29 protein-coding genes and 1 tRNA gene are annotated in these 17,130 nt (G+C 59.7%); 19 read left to right on the top strand and 11 right to left on the bottom strand.

The window, feature by feature from the left end:
- Positions 1–91 precede the first annotated feature (91 nt).
- Together AC0L3B_RS15200 and AC0L3B_RS15195 are read left to right on the top strand one after the other, a co-directional pair.
- Entirely contained in the window at positions 92–334 is a 243-nt protein-coding gene (locus AC0L3B_RS15200) for a hypothetical protein (RefSeq protein ID WP_245288382.1), read from the top strand.
- Positions 335–339: 5 nt separating this feature from the next.
- Positions 340–609 (top strand): hypothetical protein, encoded by a 270-nt coding sequence (locus AC0L3B_RS15195; RefSeq protein ID WP_018454380.1) that lies wholly within the window; start codon positions 340–342, stop codon positions 607–609.
- Between the two features lie 628 nt (positions 610–1,237).
- On the opposite strand, the gene AC0L3B_RS15190 is transcribed toward AC0L3B_RS15195, so the two are convergent.
- Positions 1,238–1,453 carry a DUF3072 domain-containing protein gene (locus AC0L3B_RS15190; RefSeq protein WP_026232720.1) on the bottom strand — a complete coding sequence of 72 codons (216 nt, stop codon included), beginning with the start codon at positions 1,451–1,453 and terminating at the stop codon, positions 1,238–1,240.
- 160 nt (positions 1,454–1,613) lie between these two features.
- Between AC0L3B_RS15190 and AC0L3B_RS15185 the strand changes: the two genes are divergently transcribed.
- A complete protein-coding gene (locus tag AC0L3B_RS15185) occupies positions 1,614–1,829 on the top strand; it encodes a hypothetical protein (protein ID WP_018454377.1) in 216 nt (71 codons plus the stop codon).
- Positions 1,830–1,997: 168 nt separating this feature from the next.
- The gene (locus AC0L3B_RS15180; RefSeq protein ID WP_018454376.1) at positions 1,998–2,378 is read left to right on the top strand and encodes a hypothetical protein; all 381 of its coding nucleotides are present in this window, start codon (positions 1,998–2,000) and stop codon (positions 2,376–2,378) included.
- Between the two features lie 22 nt (positions 2,379–2,400).
- Here AC0L3B_RS15180 and AC0L3B_RS15175 read toward each other — a convergent pair whose 3' ends face one another.
- The 5 genes from AC0L3B_RS15175 to AC0L3B_RS15155 form a co-directional block, all read right to left on the bottom strand.
- Entirely contained in the window at positions 2,401–2,910 is a 510-nt protein-coding gene (locus tag AC0L3B_RS15175) for a hypothetical protein (RefSeq protein WP_446480308.1), read from the bottom strand.
- Between the two features lie 220 nt (positions 2,911–3,130).
- Positions 3,131–3,307, bottom strand: coding sequence for a hypothetical protein (locus AC0L3B_RS15170; protein WP_007610124.1), 177 nt, complete (start codon positions 3,305–3,307; stop codon positions 3,131–3,133).
- A 168-nt stretch (positions 3,308–3,475) separates the two neighbouring features.
- On the bottom strand, positions 3,476–3,748 hold the full coding sequence (locus AC0L3B_RS15165; RefSeq protein ID WP_247368482.1) for a hypothetical protein: 273 nt from the start codon (positions 3,746–3,748) through the stop codon (positions 3,476–3,478).
- 175 nt (positions 3,749–3,923) lie between these two features.
- Positions 3,924–4,226: a hypothetical protein gene (locus tag AC0L3B_RS15160; RefSeq protein ID WP_018454373.1), complete on the bottom strand. Its 303-nt coding sequence runs from the start codon at positions 4,224–4,226 to the stop codon at positions 3,924–3,926.
- A 245-nt stretch (positions 4,227–4,471) separates the two neighbouring features.
- On the bottom strand, positions 4,472–4,657 hold the full coding sequence (locus AC0L3B_RS15155; RefSeq protein WP_007591378.1) for a hypothetical protein: 186 nt from the start codon (positions 4,655–4,657) through the stop codon (positions 4,472–4,474).
- 407 nt (positions 4,658–5,064) lie between these two features.
- Here AC0L3B_RS15155 and AC0L3B_RS15150 point away from each other — a divergent pair, with 407 nt between their 5' ends.
- Both AC0L3B_RS15150 and AC0L3B_RS15145 read left to right on the top strand, forming a co-directional pair.
- Positions 5,065–5,361 (top strand): HU family DNA-binding protein, encoded by a 297-nt coding sequence (locus AC0L3B_RS15150; RefSeq protein WP_007591377.1) that lies wholly within the window; start codon positions 5,065–5,067, stop codon positions 5,359–5,361.
- Between the two features lie 136 nt (positions 5,362–5,497).
- Complete coding sequence (locus AC0L3B_RS15145) at positions 5,498–5,674, top strand: DUF2934 domain-containing protein (protein ID WP_018454372.1); 177 nt, start codon at positions 5,498–5,500, stop codon at positions 5,672–5,674.
- A 252-nt stretch (positions 5,675–5,926) separates the two neighbouring features.
- Here AC0L3B_RS15145 and AC0L3B_RS15140 read toward each other — a convergent pair whose 3' ends face one another.
- Entirely contained in the window at positions 5,927–6,154 is a 228-nt protein-coding gene (locus AC0L3B_RS15140) for a hypothetical protein (RefSeq protein ID WP_473380658.1), read from the bottom strand.
- Positions 6,155–6,441: 287 nt separating this feature from the next.
- Here AC0L3B_RS15140 and AC0L3B_RS15135 point away from each other — a divergent pair, with 287 nt between their 5' ends.
- From AC0L3B_RS15135 to AC0L3B_RS15120, 4 genes are all read left to right on the top strand, one after another.
- Positions 6,442–6,591, top strand: a complete 150-nt coding sequence (locus AC0L3B_RS15135; protein ID WP_018454370.1) for a hypothetical protein — start codon at positions 6,442–6,444, stop codon at positions 6,589–6,591.
- 243 nt (positions 6,592–6,834) lie between these two features.
- Positions 6,835–6,963, top strand: coding sequence for a hypothetical protein (locus AC0L3B_RS15130; RefSeq protein ID WP_446480309.1), 129 nt, complete (start codon positions 6,835–6,837; stop codon positions 6,961–6,963).
- 185 nt (positions 6,964–7,148) lie between these two features.
- A complete protein-coding gene (locus AC0L3B_RS15125) occupies positions 7,149–7,529 on the top strand; it encodes a GrlR family regulatory protein (RefSeq protein WP_368508061.1) in 381 nt (126 codons plus the stop codon).
- Between the two features lie 210 nt (positions 7,530–7,739).
- Entirely contained in the window at positions 7,740–7,937 is a 198-nt protein-coding gene (locus tag AC0L3B_RS15120; protein ID WP_247296834.1) for a hypothetical protein, read from the top strand.
- Here the strand turns inward: AC0L3B_RS15120 and AC0L3B_RS15115 are convergent.
- Together AC0L3B_RS15115 and AC0L3B_RS15110 are read right to left on the bottom strand one after the other, a co-directional pair.
- A complete protein-coding gene (locus AC0L3B_RS15115) occupies positions 7,934–8,059 on the bottom strand; it encodes a hypothetical protein (RefSeq protein ID WP_256464728.1) in 126 nt (41 codons plus the stop codon). The two genes, AC0L3B_RS15120 and AC0L3B_RS15115, sit on opposite strands and share 4 nt — an antisense overlap.
- Before the next feature lie 78 nt (positions 8,060–8,137).
- A complete protein-coding gene (locus AC0L3B_RS15110) occupies positions 8,138–8,368 on the bottom strand; it encodes a hypothetical protein (RefSeq protein WP_026233438.1) in 231 nt (76 codons plus the stop codon).
- A 278-nt stretch (positions 8,369–8,646) separates the two neighbouring features.
- On the opposite strand from AC0L3B_RS15110, the gene AC0L3B_RS15105 reads away from it, so the two are divergent.
- Complete coding sequence (locus AC0L3B_RS15105; protein WP_026233439.1) at positions 8,647–8,940, top strand: hypothetical protein; 294 nt, start codon at positions 8,647–8,649, stop codon at positions 8,938–8,940.
- A 67-nt stretch (positions 8,941–9,007) separates the two neighbouring features.
- Here AC0L3B_RS15105 and AC0L3B_RS15100 read toward each other — a convergent pair whose 3' ends face one another.
- Positions 9,008–9,172: a hypothetical protein gene (locus tag AC0L3B_RS15100; RefSeq protein WP_018457755.1), complete on the bottom strand. Its 165-nt coding sequence runs from the start codon at positions 9,170–9,172 to the stop codon at positions 9,008–9,010.
- Positions 9,173–9,446: 274 nt separating this feature from the next.
- Between AC0L3B_RS15100 and AC0L3B_RS15095 the strand changes: the two genes are divergently transcribed.
- The 7 genes from AC0L3B_RS15095 to AC0L3B_RS15065 all read left to right on the top strand — a co-directional run bounded on the left by AC0L3B_RS15095 (position 9,447) and on the right by AC0L3B_RS15065 (position 14,893).
- Complete coding sequence (locus AC0L3B_RS15095; protein ID WP_018457756.1) at positions 9,447–10,208, top strand: SIR2 family NAD-dependent protein deacylase; 762 nt, start codon at positions 9,447–9,449, stop codon at positions 10,206–10,208.
- 198 nt (positions 10,209–10,406) lie between these two features.
- Complete coding sequence (locus AC0L3B_RS15090) at positions 10,407–11,039, top strand: cold-shock protein (RefSeq protein ID WP_018457757.1); 633 nt, start codon at positions 10,407–10,409, stop codon at positions 11,037–11,039.
- Between the two features lie 111 nt (positions 11,040–11,150).
- Complete coding sequence (locus AC0L3B_RS15085) at positions 11,151–11,636, top strand: DUF192 domain-containing protein (protein WP_018457758.1); 486 nt, start codon at positions 11,151–11,153, stop codon at positions 11,634–11,636.
- A 111-nt stretch (positions 11,637–11,747) separates the two neighbouring features.
- Positions 11,748–11,824 (top strand) — tRNA-Pro (locus tag AC0L3B_RS15080).
- A gap of 638 nt (positions 11,825–12,462) precedes the next feature.
- Positions 12,463–12,798 (top strand): hypothetical protein, encoded by a 336-nt coding sequence (locus AC0L3B_RS15075; RefSeq protein WP_473380657.1) that lies wholly within the window; start codon positions 12,463–12,465, stop codon positions 12,796–12,798.
- A 170-nt stretch (positions 12,799–12,968) separates the two neighbouring features.
- The gene (locus AC0L3B_RS15070) at positions 12,969–14,402 is read left to right on the top strand and encodes an SEFIR domain-containing protein (protein ID WP_473380656.1); all 1,434 of its coding nucleotides are present in this window, start codon (positions 12,969–12,971) and stop codon (positions 14,400–14,402) included.
- 131 nt (positions 14,403–14,533) lie between these two features.
- Positions 14,534–14,893, top strand: coding sequence for a hypothetical protein (locus tag AC0L3B_RS15065; RefSeq protein ID WP_473380655.1), 360 nt, complete (start codon positions 14,534–14,536; stop codon positions 14,891–14,893).
- Positions 14,894–15,120: 227 nt separating this feature from the next.
- On the opposite strand, the gene AC0L3B_RS15060 is transcribed toward AC0L3B_RS15065, so the two are convergent.
- A complete protein-coding gene (locus tag AC0L3B_RS15060) occupies positions 15,121–15,699 on the bottom strand; it encodes a hypothetical protein (RefSeq protein ID WP_473380654.1) in 579 nt (192 codons plus the stop codon).
- A 382-nt stretch (positions 15,700–16,081) separates the two neighbouring features.
- Between AC0L3B_RS15060 and AC0L3B_RS15055 the strand changes: the two genes are divergently transcribed.
- Positions 16,082–17,113, top strand: coding sequence for a DUF4062 domain-containing protein (locus AC0L3B_RS15055; RefSeq protein ID WP_473380653.1), 1,032 nt, complete (start codon positions 16,082–16,084; stop codon positions 17,111–17,113).
- Positions 17,114–17,130 lie beyond the last annotated feature (17 nt).

The following is a 17,130-nucleotide window of genomic DNA, read 5'->3' as shown; positions in this document are numbered from 1 at the left end:
AGCCCCACAGCGCTAACCGGGTCCTCAGAACGTGACGCAAATCGCAGAACTGGGCCACCTCACTCACGGGGGACACGGGGTTGTTTAGCCGTTGGCAGATGAACTCCCCGCGGAACTGACGCGACTAACCGCTATGGCCAATATTCTAGGCGAGCTTCTGTTTGCACTTATCCGCTCGATTGTTGCCGGATGGGCGTATGCGCTCTGGGTCAAACTGGCGACATGGCTCGAGCCGAAAATTCAACGGCGTTGGGTGAAGATTGCCGTAGGAGGCCTCCTCGGCCTGGCAGCCTTTTTTATGATTCCGATCGTGATGGCGCTGTTGGGCCTTTGAAGACAATGAAATCCGTTCTCACCGTCGCACTGGCAATCGGGGCCCTCGTCTCGACGGTGCTGCTCGTCATGGAGCAGCTAACCGACTACTCCACCCCTGTGATGGCATGGGAGATGCCGGGTATATCCGCAGCTTACCTTTTCTGGGGAGCTGTCGGCAGTTCCGTTTTCTTGGGCGTCGCCATCACTTGGGCCGTGAACGCCATCGTTTACGGGGCGCCCGCTTTCGTTGTCCTTACAGTCATCAAGCTGGCAATCCGCGATCTGCCGAAGTGACAGAACTGAGCTCGGCGCGGAGCCGATGCTCAGCGCGCTCAAGAAAATGAGCGGCAGCAGGTCATGCAAGGCGCCTGACGCGCCTTGCATGATCGTCTGAAATTTCGCCTGCCGGCGAGCGGCCGGACGGCCGACATCATGAACCACGACGGAGTTCGAGGCGACGAATGCCCGTAAACGAAGGTCTCTCGTCGTGAAATGGTTTAGACGATACGCAGTTGGCTGCCTGATCGCGGTGCTCCTGTTCTCGGGCCGAGACAGTTACAAACGGCCCGGCGAAGACATGCGCTACGGGGCCATCCTTATGGTAGCCGCCGGTTGGCCTGTTGTTGCCGCGATTGTCGTGGGAAGCACCATCGGTGACATCGTACATGACGTGAAGCAAGGCAAAGCAGGATGAGTGCCCGGCTCGCAAAGCGACAGGCCGCGATCCCGGCATTGAAGTTGTGGAATCGACATTGCGGGATCGTGCGCTCAATCGACGCTGTCTGTGCCCGACGAAATGCAGCGCGCTCAACGTTTGTGAATGCAGCGTTGGCCGAACGCCTGCAACCTTCCCGCGACACTGCTGATCATCGGTGAGTCATGTTCTTCCGTCTCGCAGGGGCGGGGCGTACATGCCCGCTGTCTACTTCTCGAGCCCGGCCTTTTGCCGCATCGTGTCGATCAGCTCTGACGCCTCTGCCTTGGTCAGATCCTTCTTGGGGAGGGGCTTGTGCGCCTGCTCGGCGAGGGTCTTGAGGTAGGATTCCTGGGCGCCGGTCATCGGGTCGTCGCCGGAAACCCAATCCTTCGGATCCTTTTGTGTGTTGTCCCCGGTGTTGTCAGCTGTCTTGTCAGCCATCGCGATCTCTCCTTTTCCACCTAACGTCGGCGCGCGCTTGTCGTTCCTCATTTGTTCGTCAGTCGAAAACGTGCGGAAATTGAACGTCTCGAGATCTGCCATGAAGAACCGACCTACTGGCCAGCGCGGAACAAGCGCTCCCGCCAAGCGTAGGTTCTGCATGAGCGAGAACCTGTCCCATCTCATCGAACATTCCGTGCAGATCGCCTGGGATTATCTGGAGCGCACCGGACAAGTCAGCGACGCGCCGTTCACCAGCCGCTTTCTCTCGGCCGCCGTCGAAGAGATGGTCCGCAAGGGCGAGCACAGACGCCTCATGCTGGCCAACCGGGCCATCACGGCGTTCGAGCGGCTTTCCAATAGGCAAGCTGCATAGATCGGTCCCCGGCCTTCGGTCGTCACTGCGCGGCGGTCCTGCAGTTCTCCGAGTGCAATTTGTTGAACCCCGGCGAAGCCCGGCGCGACCAACCGCCATGCTGCAAAGCCTGCTCGGCATCGGAATTGGCTTCGCGGCCTATGTGCTGAGACACCAAAGAGGAAAGTCGTGAAGGCGATCACACTGCTCGCGGTGGCGGCCATGCTGCTGGTGGAAATCTTCGGGTCGAAGGCGAGCGTCGGCGGCTCGATGAGCTTCATGCTGGTCTTTGTGCTCGTGATGCTGGCTGTCGCGATCTACGAGGCTTGGTCGAACGAGCGCGGCGCGATCGGATGGATCGTCAACCTGTTCGCTTCGGCGGTTGGCGGGCTGGTTGCGGTTGCCCTGATCGGGATGGCCGTGGAGGCGATGCTGCCATACCTTCACCTCGAAGGTTCGCTCGCGTCCTCGCAACATCCCCTGAAATACGTCCTAGTCGCAGCCATTGCGATCTGCATGGTGCTGGGATCATGGCTGCCGCTGTTGGCCGTCAACCGGTTTCGTCACTGAAGGGCACCCGGCGTCGCGCTCCCTAGCGCTTTCCTTCCTGCTTGCCACGCCTGATTTCCTCAGCCTCGTCCACCAGCTTCAAGGCGGCGCCGTCGTAGCTCAGCTTGAGCCCACGGCCGACAGTCCATATCCATCCGTCCCGGGCGTCCCTGGTTGGCTGGGCGTTGAACTGGTCGGAGATCGATTTGACGGCAGCGTCTTGGGGACCCGGATTGTTCAACTCCGCAATGACGCGCCAGATGGGATGTTTGGGATCGGGATTCCCAGGGTCAACGTCGTCGGCAAAGATCGTGACCTTGGCGCCGTCGACTGCGCACTCCAGGACGTAGGAATCGCGAATCTGACGGCAGCGGTAGCGACGTTGCGTGACGAGCTTGTTGGTTTCGTCGAATGTCATCCATGGCGAAAAGCCGAGGATGTCGGACTTCTTCACGAGCGCCATAGACGCAGGCTTTAGAAAGCCGGGCTGTACCGCCACGAGAACGGCGGCAACAACAACGATCAAGCCGGCGACAACAATGGCAATCTTCATCAGCCCCTCACAAGAAACGTTCGACCATACAACAGCCGGAGCGTTCTACCAGCCATCGCCCTGCATGCTTCGAGCCTCCGGCTATTTTTGTAGGACTGCACCTTCGGAGGATCACAGCTTCGGAAGATCGCATGGGCACGTATCGGCTGGTCATGAACGTGAAAAACCGCCCCTGACATGACCAGGGGCGGCTTTCACCAAACGGGGTTTCGAACGCGATCTAGTGACCGGTGCCCGGCTTCGTCGTCTTCGGCGGCTTGCCGTCTTCGATCCGGCCTTCGTTGCGCAAGTCGCGACCTTCCTGGGCCTTCTTCTGGCTCTCGGGGGACTTGCCGTGTTCGTTCATCTCTTCTTTGATGAATCCGGCGCCTTCCTTCACTTTACCTTCAACGCTCATGACGATCTCCTTGCTGGAGATGGGCAACTCGCGGCAAGACCTGACCGTTCCGGTGCGCGCACGATTGTGAGGAGTGCATTCGACAGGTTCCAAAGACCCTTCTCATGAAATGGCCGCGCCGCTTGTGGAAGCGACGCGGCCGGGAAGCGAGCCGTACAGGAAACCGGCTTACTTCTTGTTGCTGCGGGTCTTGGTACCGCCCTGGTCGCTGCCCGGGCCGGAGCCGCCCTGGCCGGAGGCGTCGGGCCTCACCATTCCGCCCTTGCTCATGCCGTCATGGCTCACGCCGGTCGTGCCGCTGCTCATCGTGCCCTTGTCCGTGTTGGTCATGCCGGGCTTCTGCATGTTGTCGGACTGCGCGGCGGGGCCGGTCTGGGTCTGGGCCAAGGCAGAGCCGCACATGAGGCCGAGGGCGGCGGTCGCAATGACGAGCTTCTTCATCTCAAACTCCTGGTTGGTTGTGTGGGCCAACGGGAGCGCAGAAACCGTGTTCCTAAAACAAGGCGTTCCGGAGTGCAAAAATTCTCGTCTGCAACGAGGCGTTGTCGGTTCTGCTTGAATCAGAACCGCTCCAGATTGTTGTGACGCGTTTTCGTCGCGCGAACTTGAAAACGCTCTAAGCCGCAAGCCGCTGATCGGCCGGGCCCGTCAGGTGCTTGAGCACTTCCGCGTGCTCCAGGTCGGGAACCGCAATGGCCGTGTGGCTGTAGCTCGTATTGGTTCGTGAGTTTGCAATCCTGTCCAGGATCTCGCCGCCCTTGATGACGTGGAGACCCATGCCCTCTCCCGACGGGAAGATCGCGAGCACCACGTCATAGGCTGTGATGACGGCGCGAAGCGCTTCGGCCTTGTCTTCGGCAATGTCGACGAACACGCGAACATCGGCCGCGAGTTCACGCAGCTCGTTAAAATCCAGCACTGTGGGGTACTCCAACGCAACGATACTAAGAGGAGTTTGGAGGCGTTAGGTTACTGAAGTCTCAACGGCGCATGCCCAGCCAAAGGTTTATCGACCAGGCGCTCCCGTCCAGCCGATAGGACGCGCGGGCGTTGCCGCTTGCTCGGCAAGGCGCCGGCACGGAAAGAACCTATGGAGCGGGAGGGACGAAGCGCGCCTCATACCCATACGGGTGTCACGCGATACGCGCGTGACTCATGTGCGGTTTACTTGGCGTATCCCTGGGAGCGGAGCCACGCGATCTTGCGGTCGCCATTGATCCAGTCGTCGGCGTCTGCCTTGCTGGTGAAGCCCTTGATTTCGCGCTGTTCGCTGTCCGGGTAATCCGCCAGGATTTTCCAGTCGTTGTCTGCAATGCGGACGGTTTTGAAGGTCACTTTTGTTTTTGCCATGCCGCATTATGCAGGAGATGGCCGAAAAAGAGAACCTGCCTTGTGACGGTCACCGGGGTGGCCGGGCGCAGACCTCGGGGGCCAGCCTGATCGGCAGTGCGGGGCCGGGTCCAGGCAAAGACGAAAGCCCCGCCTGGGGGAAGCGGGGCTCTCTGATGGGGGTGAAGCTTGGGGACTTCAAAGAGTTAGACGGCTCAGGGAGAAAATGGTTCAACGCGAAAACGGCGCAAGCTGCGGCATCTTTGCCGGGGCGTCCGGCCCTCCGCAGAACCCCTGCTTGCGTTTTGGGCGTCGATGGGTTCTAAGCCCCGTCACTTCATGAAAGTTGGCATGAAACAGAAGCGCGTTGCGCGGTCGGACCGCGTCTTGAGCAAAGCCTGCTCGCGCGCACAGAAGGAAATTCAGACATGGCGAAGATGACCAAGACTCAGTTGATCGATGCAATTGCCGAGGGCACGCAGCTGTCGAAGAACGACGTGAAGTCGGTCATCGAGTACATGGCGACGGTCGGCTACAAGGAGCTCAACGAGTCCGGCGAGTTCGTCATTCCCGGCTTCGTGAAGATGTCGGTGGTGAACAAGCCGGCGACCGAAGCTCGCATGGGCGTCAATCCCTTCACCAAGGAGCCGATGCAGTTCGCCGCGAAGCCGGCGAGCAAGTCGGTGAAGGCCTCGCCGCTGAAGGTGGCCAAAGACTCCGTCTAAGGGCTCGCGTTTTCGTTGCGGAGGCTTCTTTTCGCGGAGCGCTGCAATGATTGCTTGCTTGTGCTGAACCAATAAGGAACTCTCTTAAGGAACTCTAGGGCGTCGTCAGGCTTTGCTTCCGAAAGGGAGAAATCACATGACTGGTCTCAGCGAAGAAGAGATTCGAAATCGGGCCTATCACCTCTGGAAGGAGGCTGGCGAGCCCGCAGGCACGATGGACACCTTCTGGTATGAGGCCGAAAAGGAGCTTCTCGCCGAGCGGACCAAGCAAGGCGAAGTCCCACCCGGCATGACCGACAATTTGTCGGTCTGACTTTGCTGGTCTAACAGGCGGACAGGGGCGAGCGTCGACAGTTCTCAAAGCAGCCACCCGGCATAACACCCGGGTGGCTGCTTTGCTGTTCGGGCCCTCGTTCGAATCGAGTCGCCTCCGTGCGGCCGCCTCAAAGAAAAACCCCGGTCTTGGGGACCGGGGCTCTTCAAGCTGGTCGGCCGCGTTGCGACATGCCGCCAGCACCACCGAATTCGACCTGACAACGCGGGGCGGGAAAACTCGTTCCGGCCGCTAGTCCGGCGATACGGACACGTCGATGATCGCCGGCGTATCGACCTGGCGCTCGCGCCAGACGATGAGATCGCATTTGGGATTGAGCCACTGATATTCGGAGCCGCGCGCCTTCAGGTGCGCGAGCGCTGCATCATGTGCGGAGGTCTGATCCGGCGCTTCGACCATGATCTCCACGGTCTCTTCGATCTGACGCACCACTTCGACGGCGTAGTATTTTCTGGTCACGATCCCTAGCTCCGGAATGACTAACGGGGAGGGCGGTGGCGCGTTCCCCAAAAGAAAAACCCCGCGCTTTCGCACGGGGCCTTCTTGGCTGGCGGGGAAGGGATTTCAGCGCCTAGCCGCCGCGCCGTGGCTCGAACTTAAGGTTGAAAACCTAAAAAGCAACCGTCGGCGCGCGGAAGGCTCAAGGCGATGTGCCCGGCGAATTTCACGGGAGGGGCTGGACTTGTTGTTCCCATTTTGTTCTAGTGAGGCATCTCTTTTGGCAGCGACATTCTTTGGAGGTGCCCATGACTGTCGAGAAACAACGCGAAGTGATCAGGCTCTGGAATCAGCTCAGGAAGCTTGATGGTCCGGCCGCGGAAGAACTCCGCATCCAGATCCTCGAATGCTTTTCGGAGAAGGCTCTATCGAAGGATACGGCGAAGCGAGCGGCGTGATGAGCATCGCACTATCTCGATGCAATCGCGCGCGCCTTCACCGATCGTTAGGGATCGTTTTGCGCTGGATTTCTCGACTCCGATTCGTTCCTTGCGAACGAAATGGAGTCGGATCCAGAACAAGTCGTGGCTTCTGTGTCGATCCGGGACACGCCTTTCCTGACCAAGCCGGCGTGATGCTTCGCACAGTCCCGTTCGCCTGTCCTCGCTACGAGTGAGGCGAGGGAGACGCGACATGGATGCGTGCTGTTGCTCGAGATGTTCGCCGAGATCGCAAAAGTGTTTTGGTACGACCGGCACCCGCGCTTGCGCAACGACAGGCCCTCGGTGTCGCAGGTGCCACCGCGGTCGAAGTCCGAAGACGCCATGTGAGCGCGCGATCGTTGGCGACGGCGCTCGTTTGCATGCGACTGCCGATTTCTGCGATTCCGATTCGTTCTCCTAGAACGAAAGGCAGGCGAAGCTGGAACAATGCCGGACGACGGATCACCACACCTTCGCTTCACTCTCTCGACGCTCTCCGTCTCCGGCGCTATCGTTGCCCCGGCGGACGCAACATGAAGAACGGGCTTTATTCCATCCACATCCACATGCTCGACGGCGTGAAGGGCCGCGACAGCGGCGTGCTGATTCTGCGTGACGGCGTTCTGCTCGGCGGCGGGCCGTATTTCTGGTCGCGCGGCGCCTACACGATCCGGAACGGCAATTCGAACAACGGCCCTTCGAAACACGGGACCTGGAAGGGCGAGCTTGTCACCAACCAGCACACGCCGTTTGCGGATGGCTTCGCCCGGCCGCTGTTCGGCGGAGTGGAGGCAACGAGCGGCTTCTCCGGGACGTTCAGCGACGACACGGCCGAGGTGTTCGGCACCGTGCTGGTCGCAGGCCATCGCAGCCTCGGTTTTCGCGCGAGCCTGAAGCGGCTCGCCGAGTTCTGAAGACGCGTGTTCTGAAGACGCTTGTTCTGAAGAGGCTTGGCGAACTCCTAACGGAAGCTTGCCGCGAAGCCGATAACCCTATTCGGTTAGGTTAAAAGCGCAATCGCGTTGCACTTGCCGCCACTTGCGATAGGTGTCTGGCGAAGACGCGATCCGACTTTGGCCAACAAGCGACTTTGGCCAACAAGCAATTTTGCCAAGAACGAATTCATGACACCTTTTTCAGAACCGTCCTTTTATCAGGGCGACCGCCACACCTACCGGCGCATCGCCATCGTCGGCACGCTCTTTTGTCTGGCTTTCGTGGTGATCAGCGTCTCGCTGCGGCCACAGCTCGAGGACACGCGTGTCGCGGTCAAAGCCGACAGGCTGATGCGTACGGCGGGCCAGCTACCGCACACGAATTAACGGTCGTCGGTGGAGGTCTGATGGTCGGCGCAATTGCTTGGGCACGCGGTGCCGTGTGAGGCGAGCGCCACGAAGCCGGCATAGCCGGACAGGTTGAGCAGGATTTCGAGCCAAACGGGCATGTCGGCCTCCTTTCTCCTTGAAGGCTACGCCAACGTGCGCGCGAAGCGCATGTTCCCGGACAAAGGCGGACCGGCGCCTCAAAGTGGGGTGGTGGGGTCGAGCCGCCGGCCGAGGGCGCCTACGGACTCGCTCGACGGCTGTTCCTTAAGGAACTCGGCAATCGCCCGCGCCAGTTCGCCGTCGCTCATCGGGGTCGGCGGCGGGCGCAGCGTACCGACACCGAAACTGCGGACGATCTCGTCGTAATGCTGATCTCCGGATCTGGGAACGAGCCTGCGGATACGGGCCAGCAACGTGGATATCGGCACTTTATCCTCCTCGGCTCCCCGCTGGCAGCAATTGTGGCGCATTGCCAATGCTGTGCGTGGAACTGAAAACCCCGCCAGCATCGGTGATGCTGACGGGGTCTTCGTGCTGTTGCCTCAACCGGACGGCGGAGGCTTCCGCACTTGAGCAAACAATTCGCGGAACGCGTGCCCGTTCCATGCGTGGCCGGATTTATTCCGAACTCGGTTCCACAGGCTTGCGCGCAACCATAGCAACGCGCCGGCGTTTTCTGTGCGAGATACGAAGGAGGAGATTCATGATGAGGAAGACACTGGCAGTTCTGGCTACCGTCGCGGCCGTTGGCGTGACCGCGGTCGCGGCGCCTTCGCCTGCCGAGGCGCGCGGCCGCGGCATCGGTCCGGGCCTCGCGTTCGGTCTTGCCGCCGGCGCCATCACCGCGGGCGCCGTCGCCGCGTCGCATCCTTACGGCTATGGCTACGGCCCGCGGTATGGCTACTATGGCGGCCCCGCTTATGCCTACGGCCCTGGTCCCTACGCTTATTACGGTGATGGACCATACTACCGCCGCCACCATTATTACCGTCACTGGTAACGGCTGAACAAACGAAAAGCCCGGAGCAATGCTCCGGGCTTTTTTCATGCTCGGTGATCCGGTGTCGTTACGGCCAGAGCGAGGGCCGTTCCGCCTTGCGCGCGTTGTCGAGCGTCGACACGAAATACTCTTCACGTTCGCGCTTGAATTTTTCCTGGGTGGCACGGAAGGCGGCGACACGGGCGGCGATCTCTTCGCGTTCGCGGATTTTGCGTTGTTCGTCCTCGGTCATGTTAAATCCCCTCTGCACGTGAGTATGTGTCCTACTGAACCCAAGCACTGCCGCCGCAATCACGTTGAGTCGCGTCAACATATGCATTGGCGCTTCTGATTGGGGCGTCAATGGGGAGGAGGCATTGCAGGATTGTGATAAGCGAGGGTCGGAAAAAATTGCCGACCATGTCTTGCGTGGCGGTGGAGAACAGCGTCAATAATCTTGTCGCTTGCGCATGTTGCAGCTAGCGCAAAAACAAATCAGTAAAACAAAAGCAAAACGGGAGGCGGCGTTGATTGCATCGGATCTTCGCAGCGGCGTCGAGCGTCTTGGCGACATGATCGCCGAAGCCAAACGGATCGTGCCGTTCACCGGCGCCGGCATCTCGACCGAATGCGGCATCCCCGACTTTCGCTCGCCGGGCGGAATTTGGACGCGCAACCGCCCGATCCCGTTCGACGAGTTCGTCGCCAGCCAGGAGGCGCGCGACGAATCTTGGCGCCGGCGCTTCGCCATGAAGGAGGTCTTTGCGGCGGCCAAGCCCGGCCGCGGCCATCGCGCGCTCGCCTCACTCTACCGCGCCGGCAAGGTTCCCGCGATCATCACCCAGAACATCGACAATCTGCATCAGGCCTCCGGCGTCGCAAGCGATCACGTGATCGAACTTCACGGCAACACCACGTATGCGCGCTGCATTGGATGCGGGCAGGCCTATCCGCTTGATTGGGTGAAGCGCCGCTTCGACGAGGAGGGCGCCGCGCCCAACTGTACCGTGTGCGACGAGCCGGTGAAGACCGCCACGATCTCCTTCGGCCAGACAATGCCCGAGGACGAGATGCAGCGCGCGACGGCGCTGTCGCAAGCCTGCGATCTCTTCATCGCGATCGGTTCCTCGCTGGTGGTATGGCCGGCCGCGGGCTTTCCGATGATGGCGAAGGAATCAGGTGCACGCCTGGTGATCGTCAATCGCGAGCCAACCGAGCAGGACGACATCGCCGACCTTGTGATCCGCCACGACATCGGCGAAACGCTGGGGCCCTTTGTCGGTAATTGAGGCAGCAATTTGATTCGCGGCTGTGCAAGCTGTTCATAGGTTCCGCCGAATCTCTTTTTTGTCTATGCGTCGCAACCGGGAGTGTTATCTTTTGAGTCGAAAGATTCGCGTCGCGTCGAGTTGAGAAGATTCTCTAAAGACGCGTGATTCGGCGCCGCCATTCAGGCGGGTTGCATGGCATGTGTGGGGTCCGGGGTTATGGGGTCGTCGGACGGATTTGAGTCCAAGAAGGTCGGAGTTCCCGCGGTGGGCGAACACGGCGGTGGCGGTCGCGACAGTGCACTCAGTCCGTTCACCGGACTTGGTGAGAGCAGCGCCAACCTCGTCGAGGTTCACGGCGTCATCAAATGGTTCGACGCCTCAAAAGGCTACGGCTTCATCGTTCCCGACAATGGCTGGCCCGACGTGCTCCTGCACGTCACCGTGCTTAGGCGCGACGGCTTCCAGACCGCCTACGAGGGCGCCCGCATCGTCGTCGAGTGCATCCAGCGCGCCAAGGGCTACCAGGCGTTCCGCGTGGTCTCGATGGACGAGTCGACTGCGATCCATCCGGCGCAGATGCTGCCGCCGCGCACCCATGTCACGGTGACGGCGACCAGCGGGCTGGAGCGGGCTCAGGTCAAATGGTTCAACCGGCTGCGCGGTTTCGGTTTCCTGACCTGCGGCGAGGGCACCCCCGACATCTTCGTGCACATGGAGACGCTGCGCCGCTTCGGCATGACCGAGTTGCGGCCCGGCCAGTATGTCCTGGTCCGGTTCGGGCCCGGCTCCAAGGGCATGATGGCGGCCGAGATCCATCCCGAGACGGGATCGCCGGTTTCGTCCCACTAATTCCATTCCCGCGATCGTGAGCAGAGGCGCGCTGGCTGGCCGGCGCGCCTCTGGCTTTTCCGGTGACCGCCACGTAAGGACTGGTCCAGTCCCACGCCTCGAGAGCCATCCATGAATTTCGATCGAAAGGCCGTCTTCGCCCTTGCGAAGGGCTGGCTTGCCGCCATCCTTGTCATCGCCGGCTGTGCCGTCGCGAGCGCACCCGTGCGCGCCGCCAGCTTCCAGCCCCTCGAGATCGTCACCAGGAACGGCGTGCAGGTGTTCTCGGTCGAGGTCGCGACGACGGAGGAAGAGAAGCAGACTGGCCTGATGTACCGTAAGGAACTGGCGGACGGCAAAGGCATGCTGTTCGACTTTAATCCCGAGCAGGAGGTGTCGATGTGGATGAAGAACACCTACGTCTCGCTCGACATGATCTTCATTCGCGCCGACGGCCGAATTCTGCGCATCGCCGAAAATACCGAGCCGATGTCGACAAAGATCATCTCATCCAGGGGGCCCGCGCGGGCTGTTCTGGAGGTGGTGGCAGGCACGGCGCAGAAATATGGCATCCGCGCCGGCGACCGCGTGGGCCACCCGCTGTTCGGCAGCAAGTAGGCGGGAGGGCTTATTGCCCCGTCCTGGCGGTCTTTTGGGAAGCTTGCTCGCGCCTTTGGAAGGCTTGCTGGCGCTTTGGGAAGCGTGTATCGACGGGGCTCGCCGGACATTCGGGGTATAGCGCAGCCTGGTAGCGCGGCAGTTTTGGGTACTGCAGGTCGTTGGTTCGAATCCAGCTGCCCCGACCAGTTTTTTCAAGCACTTACCGCACAAAAGCAGCGTCTTTCCTTCCCAGGAATTCTGATTGGGAAGGTCATGGGAAGGTCGAACGCATAGCTGCTGCGCGCGCTCGCCAGCCGCGGCGCTGTAGCGGCCGGCCATCTCGATCAGGGCGGCGCGTTCGAGGGGCAGGGTGCTTTCGCCGGCCAAATCCCGGCAGATGCGCTCCATGCGTGCGAGTTCGTCGATGTCCTGCTGATGCTGCCCCATGCGGCGGATCAGACTCCGGCTAGGGGATGTCCGTCAAGGCTTCTTGCGAAGCAGAGGCGACGCCTCTAGACCCGATTTGCTCGGACAAGGCTCCCGCAAGGGACACGCCCCTGAGCATCCAGTACCAGCCTCCGCTTGTCGGGAAAGCCTGGATGTTGTTGGCCCTCCGCGAGGATAAGGGCCTGGAAGGCGAGGATCCCCCGCAAGGGAAACGATCCGATAGATGCCCCCTGCATCGCAGGAAACGGCGCCGACCTGATCACCACCCGTGAGGCTTCACGCGGTGGGTTTTGTGCTGATGTCGCGCCCCGATCTGATGAGGCTCCGAGGGATTGCATCGTCAAGCCCGACCGGTCCCGGTATACTGGCGGCACTGTTTATTTCGGGGAGGCCAGACATGGGGACACGCTTCGTGCCGGTTCGGGACGCCGATCGACGTGCGCTTGAGCTTCACTTCATGCTCAAGGAGGTCGAGCAGCTGCCACTCGTGCACCTAGCCATTTCCATCGATCAAAAGAAGCCAATATTTCTTCAGGACAAAAGCGATCAACACCATTGGGACCACTTCTCCGTTGACCGCTTCCTTTCGCTGAACATTGAACAAGCGAAAGCGGAAGGTGGCACATACCAGGCGTTAGTGTGGTCTCGAAAGAAAATGGCACGGCCGCCCGTACCTCGGGCCGAAGTGGCTCGCGCTGTCGACAGCTTCCTTGCAGGCGAGGACGACGAGTAGGCTAACCATCCTCACACCCACGAGGCGCAGTAGCTCGCGCAGTTCGCTCTCGCGGATGACCGGGCCGGCTTGATCTGTGAATAGCGGGACGAACCTCCACAATCACAAGTAGGTTGCCAAGCTTCGTGTCACCATTGGTGATCCCGATTCGGCAGTTTTCGGAGCGCCCCTTGACCAGCGACAAGCCTTCCGCGCCCCGCGCGTTCGTTTCTTACAGTTGGTCCTCACCGGAGCACGAGCGATGGGTGATGGATCTTGCCACTCAGTTGGTTGAGGGCGGCGTCGACGTCGTCCTGGACAAATGGAATTTGAGGGAGGGAAACGACGCATATCAGTTCATGGAATTGATGGTCACCGACCCTGCAGTCAAAAAGGTCATCATTGTTTGTGACAAGAGGTACGCCGAAAAGGCGGACGGACGGAAGGGCGGCGTCGGGGCAGAGTCGCAAATCATGTCCCCGGAGATCTACAAAAAGGCCGATCAGACCAAGTTTACGGCAATCGTCTCTGAAGTGGATGAGAATGGGGAGCCGTACCTGCCGAAGTTTCTTGGATCGCGTCTCTACATTGAAATGACGCCGGAACTCTACGGGACAAACTTCGAGCAACTGCTCCGTTGGATCTACGACAAACCGCTGTACGTGAAGCCATCGCTCGGGGAGATGCCTGCTTTTCTGGCGGAGGACAGCTCTTCCAGTCCAACGCGATCCAAGGCGCGGCAGTCGATTGAAATCATCCGCCGATCAGTAGCCAATCCATCCGCCTCCATGAACAGCTACCTAGACACGCTGGTCGACGTGTTGAAGGCCGACTTCAAGTTGGCACCGGGTGCTCCGGATGTTTTTCCGCAGGCCGTTCTCGACAATATCGAGCGATTCCTGCCGTATCGCAATGAATACATCGAGTTCATTGCGTCCGCGGCACCCAAGTCAGATCCGGATCTGATCAGGACGTTACAACGTTTCTTCGAGCGCATCATCCCACTCATGGACAAACCGGAAGACGTGCATTCTTGGCGGGAGTGGGATTTCGACAACTATCTCTTCATCGTGCACGAGCTGTTCTTGTATACGCTCGCAGCGTTGCTGAAGTATGAGCGGTTCGCTGACGCCTCGAATTTCATTGGGCAGCGCTTCTACGTTCCTGATGATCGCCGAGACGAGCCGATGAAAAATTTCCAGATCATTCGGCGCTACATGCGCAGCCTTGCAGCCAAAGAACAGGAACTGCGTCGGTTATCGCTACGGGCTGATCTCCTGGAGGAGCGGAGCCACGTCATCAGTATGATTAGGTTCGCTGATGTGATGCTAGCTGACTTCGTACTCTTCCTGCGAGCATCCATAGAGGGTGCTCGGTGGTTTCCCGACACTCTACTCTACACGACCTTCCGCTTTCGGCCCCCCTTCGAGCCTTTTGCGCGATCGGAATCGACCGCTTACTTCAACCAGTTTTGTCCCGTGCTGGGGATCGCAGACAAGCGTCCGTTGGAGACCATGGTAGAGGGATTCAAGAATGATGGAGCGCAGCCCTTGCCCCGATGGCAATTCGAGTCTTTAAATATCCCCGCGCTGTCAAACCTAGCAAAGTTGGCAACACAGCCATAATGGTGCGAGCATAAGCGCAACACGGGGCTGCGCGGGAAACGGTAAGGCCCGCCATTGTGAACCGTCGATCTGCTTTTCCCCGACCCAGACGCGCAGCACCCGCGCAAGCTCAATTTAGGAATTTGAGACCGATGATGATCGCGCAAACAGTTCTCACTTGGCTTTCAGTGCCGGTTGGATTTTTATCGGCACTCCTTTGGTATTGGGCATCCAAAGTAGCGGTGTGCGAGGGCGACCCGAAGGCTCTGGGCGGGTATTTGCTGGGCATGAAACATCCCTGGTCAATAAAGATGGGCAAGCCGATCGATCTTGTAGGGACGATGGCGGAGGGAGCGCGCCTAAACAAGCTCGCTGCCGTTGCGACGGCGATCGTGGTCTTGCTACAGGGCCTTGCTAACGGCGTCGGCGCGCTCGCAGAAAGACGAGAGAGCAAGGTTTGTCAAACCGGTGCCCAAGTCTGTCAACCACTTCTGGGAAGTCCCAAAGGCTAACCTGTCGCTTTGGATGAAGCTCCAGAGCTTCTAACCTTCGCAATGGAGCGTGAAGAAAAGAAGCCCGCCGACCTGGGAGCCGGCGGGGAGTTGAGACTGAGATATTGGCATCGGCGGGCACCGATCACAGGATCGGGTTAGCAGAGTCGCAGGTCACCCTCTCAGGCGCCGGCGATGCGTCATCAGCCGCTGCCGGTCGCGCTTTCGGTGGATCTTGCGCCGGCGCTTCATGCTTCGCGCTCCTCGCGCACCCGGCGCACCGGATGCGACGCCAGAAACGCTCGATCCTGAGAGATAGCCAACTCAATGTGCTCGGATGTGAGACCGGTGTACTTGTGCTCTCCGGCCGCCAGCGCCTTTTGCTTCCATGTGATGTCCGAGGACCTGTGAGCGGGGGTCAAGAGCAGCCTGGCGATTGCTGCTCGGTAACTCTCGACAATCGGATGCCAATGCCGGTGCTCGGCCTTTTGGTGGTTTGCGCCCTCGGGCAATTCTGCCCGTTGAACGGAGTAGATGGCACTATGCATTTTCATGCACGCCTTCCAGTATTCGACCTGCCGCTCGGCTTGCCACCATGCCTCACGGCGCTGAAGGCGCAGCTTCGCATTCCTGCCGGTTTCGGTTTGCGGCTCTTGCTGCAGGCGCAATTGCCTTCGTATCTCCCCCGGCGTCAGTTCGACTTCGGACACGTTCTGAGGAGGCAGCGCGCGCGGTGGACGGCGGGCGGACAACTGGATGACGTTGCAGCCGGTCCGACGGCAAAGCTCACCAGCGGAGTCCGCTGGCCGTTCTAGGGTGGGTTTCATAATGGTCTCTCGGTTCGGCCGATCAAAGCCGTCGCCGGTGACAGACCGGCAGCCGGGGGTTGATCACCAGCCGAGAAGACTGGTCGAGACGCTTTTAAGGGTTGCCCCTCTGGACAGCACGCTCGCCCCCGGCCAATATGGTCGGGTTCGGAGCCGCGCCGCCAAGCGCGTCCGTTAAGAGCCCAAAAGGCTCGTCAGCCGCCGCCCAACGCTGCCAGGCGTCAGGGCAAATTCCTGCCAGGGAATGCGGCTCTATTCTCGGTCCGGGTGATCAAACCCAACTGCCAGTCCACCATGATTTGGTGAATTTTGTCTATCCCCCTTTGGGAATGCTTTCGCGCGCCTTCGTGTTCCGGTAAGGGTGAAGCGAGGGGCCGACGCAATGCAATCCAAGAAGTACCAGGTTTTCGTTTCTTCGACCTATTCTGACTTGATCGATGAGCGTCGCGAAGTGATCGAGGCCATCATTGATCTTGGCCATATTCCGGCTGGGATGGAGGGCTTCCCAGCAATCGATGTTGAGCAATTCAAGTACATTAAGAAGGTCATCGACCAGTGTGACTATTACGTGCTGATCGTTGCGGGGCGGTACGGCTCGCTAGCAGCCGATGGGATGAGCTTTACCGAGAAGGAATATCGTTACGCTGTTGAGAGCGGAAAAATCGTCATCGCGTTCGTCCTAGATTCGGCCGTACTCGCCAGTTTGCCAGCCAAACATGTGGATACAGATAGCCGCACCGTAGCCAAGCTTGAGAGCTTCAAAGCCGACGTGATGAATGGACGGCTTGTTCGCCTCTGGACCGATCGAAATTCGTTAAGCAAAGCCGTGATGAAATCGCTCGTCGTCGCGTTCGAGGAATTTCCGGGTGAAGGATGGGTCAGAGCCTCCGTCCAAGCTAATGAAGACGTTCTCGCGCAGATCAATGAATTGCGGATACGAAACGAGGCACTCGAAAGCATGAACGAGCGCCTAAAAGCTCAACTTGAGCCCAAGCTGGAAAATATAGCCCCGTTAGATGCAGCGTACCTGATCAAGTACTCATATTTTGATGCGCGTTATGGACGGCGAAACGAGTCATCAATCTCTCTGCCCTGGTCCAAAATTTTCGTGGGAATTGCCCCTAAACTCGCCGTTGCACAGACGCCGACTGCGGCGATCTCTCATTTCCAAAAGTACCTCAATGCAAGTGGAAGCACGCGAGGACGTTCGCCTATCATAAACTCGGTCTGTGCCGACCAGATTATCGTTCAACTTGCGGCGTATGGGCTCATCACTCGGTTCACGGCCCAGTCGACGACCGGAGCTATGCGGGATTGGGTCCAGATAACAGAGGCCGGTAACCGCCTCATGATGGAAGCGTTGGTTGTCACCACGGGATTTAGTTCGGAAGAAACACCGAACCTTCAGGCTTGAAACCTGAGTCGCGGCGG

The sequence above is a fragment of the Bradyrhizobium sp. Kon56 genome (assembly GCF_055807635.1).
The sequence above is the reverse complement of the archived record's forward strand: the minus strand, read 5'-3'. Positions and strand labels throughout refer to the sequence as shown.

What these genes read in the sequence shown, in the direction of transcription:
- AC0L3B_RS15195 (WP_018454380.1), top strand. Translation starts at nt 340, where the DNA reads ATGAAATCCGTTCTCACCGTCGCACTGGCAATCGGGGCCCTCGTCTCG.
- AC0L3B_RS15190 (WP_026232720.1), bottom strand. Translation starts at nt 1,453, where the DNA reads ATGGCTGACAAGACAGCTGACAACACCGGGGACAACACACAAAAGGAT.
- AC0L3B_RS15185 (WP_018454377.1), top strand. Translation starts at nt 1,614, where the DNA reads ATGAGCGAGAACCTGTCCCATCTCATCGAACATTCCGTGCAGATCGCC.
- AC0L3B_RS15175 (WP_446480308.1), bottom strand. Translation starts at nt 2,910, where the DNA reads ATGAAGATTGCCATTGTTGTCGCCGGCTTGATCGTTGTTGTTGCCGCC.
- AC0L3B_RS15170 (WP_007610124.1), bottom strand. Translation starts at nt 3,307, where the DNA reads ATGAGCGTTGAAGGTAAAGTGAAGGAAGGCGCCGGATTCATCAAAGAA.
- AC0L3B_RS15165 (WP_247368482.1), bottom strand. Translation starts at nt 3,748, where the DNA reads ATGAAGAAGCTCGTCATTGCGACCGCCGCCCTCGGCCTCATGTGCGGC.
- AC0L3B_RS15155 (WP_007591378.1), bottom strand. Translation starts at nt 4,657, where the DNA reads ATGGCAAAAACAAAAGTGACCTTCAAAACCGTCCGCATTGCAGACAAC.
- AC0L3B_RS15150 (WP_007591377.1), top strand. Translation starts at nt 5,065, where the DNA reads ATGGCGAAGATGACCAAGACTCAGTTGATCGATGCAATTGCCGAGGGC.
- AC0L3B_RS15145 (WP_018454372.1), top strand. Translation starts at nt 5,498, where the DNA reads ATGACTGGTCTCAGCGAAGAAGAGATTCGAAATCGGGCCTATCACCTC.
- AC0L3B_RS15135 (WP_018454370.1), top strand. Translation starts at nt 6,442, where the DNA reads ATGACTGTCGAGAAACAACGCGAAGTGATCAGGCTCTGGAATCAGCTC.
- AC0L3B_RS15125 (WP_368508061.1), top strand. Translation starts at nt 7,149, where the DNA reads ATGAAGAACGGGCTTTATTCCATCCACATCCACATGCTCGACGGCGTG.
- AC0L3B_RS15120 (WP_247296834.1), top strand. Translation starts at nt 7,740, where the DNA reads ATGACACCTTTTTCAGAACCGTCCTTTTATCAGGGCGACCGCCACACC.
- AC0L3B_RS15115 (WP_256464728.1), bottom strand. Translation starts at nt 8,059, where the DNA reads ATGCCCGTTTGGCTCGAAATCCTGCTCAACCTGTCCGGCTATGCCGGC.
- AC0L3B_RS15105 (WP_026233439.1), top strand. Translation starts at nt 8,647, where the DNA reads ATGAGGAAGACACTGGCAGTTCTGGCTACCGTCGCGGCCGTTGGCGTG.
- AC0L3B_RS15100 (WP_018457755.1), bottom strand. Translation starts at nt 9,172, where the DNA reads ATGACCGAGGACGAACAACGCAAAATCCGCGAACGCGAAGAGATCGCC.
- AC0L3B_RS15090 (WP_018457757.1), top strand. Translation starts at nt 10,407, where the DNA reads ATGGGGTCGTCGGACGGATTTGAGTCCAAGAAGGTCGGAGTTCCCGCG.
- AC0L3B_RS15085 (WP_018457758.1), top strand. Translation starts at nt 11,151, where the DNA reads ATGAATTTCGATCGAAAGGCCGTCTTCGCCCTTGCGAAGGGCTGGCTT.
- AC0L3B_RS15075 (WP_473380657.1), top strand. Translation starts at nt 12,463, where the DNA reads ATGGGGACACGCTTCGTGCCGGTTCGGGACGCCGATCGACGTGCGCTT.
- AC0L3B_RS15065 (WP_473380655.1), top strand. Translation starts at nt 14,534, where the DNA reads ATGATGATCGCGCAAACAGTTCTCACTTGGCTTTCAGTGCCGGTTGGA.
- AC0L3B_RS15060 (WP_473380654.1), bottom strand. Translation starts at nt 15,699, where the DNA reads ATGAAACCCACCCTAGAACGGCCAGCGGACTCCGCTGGTGAGCTTTGC.
- AC0L3B_RS15055 (WP_473380653.1), top strand. Translation starts at nt 16,082, where the DNA reads ATGCAATCCAAGAAGTACCAGGTTTTCGTTTCTTCGACCTATTCTGAC.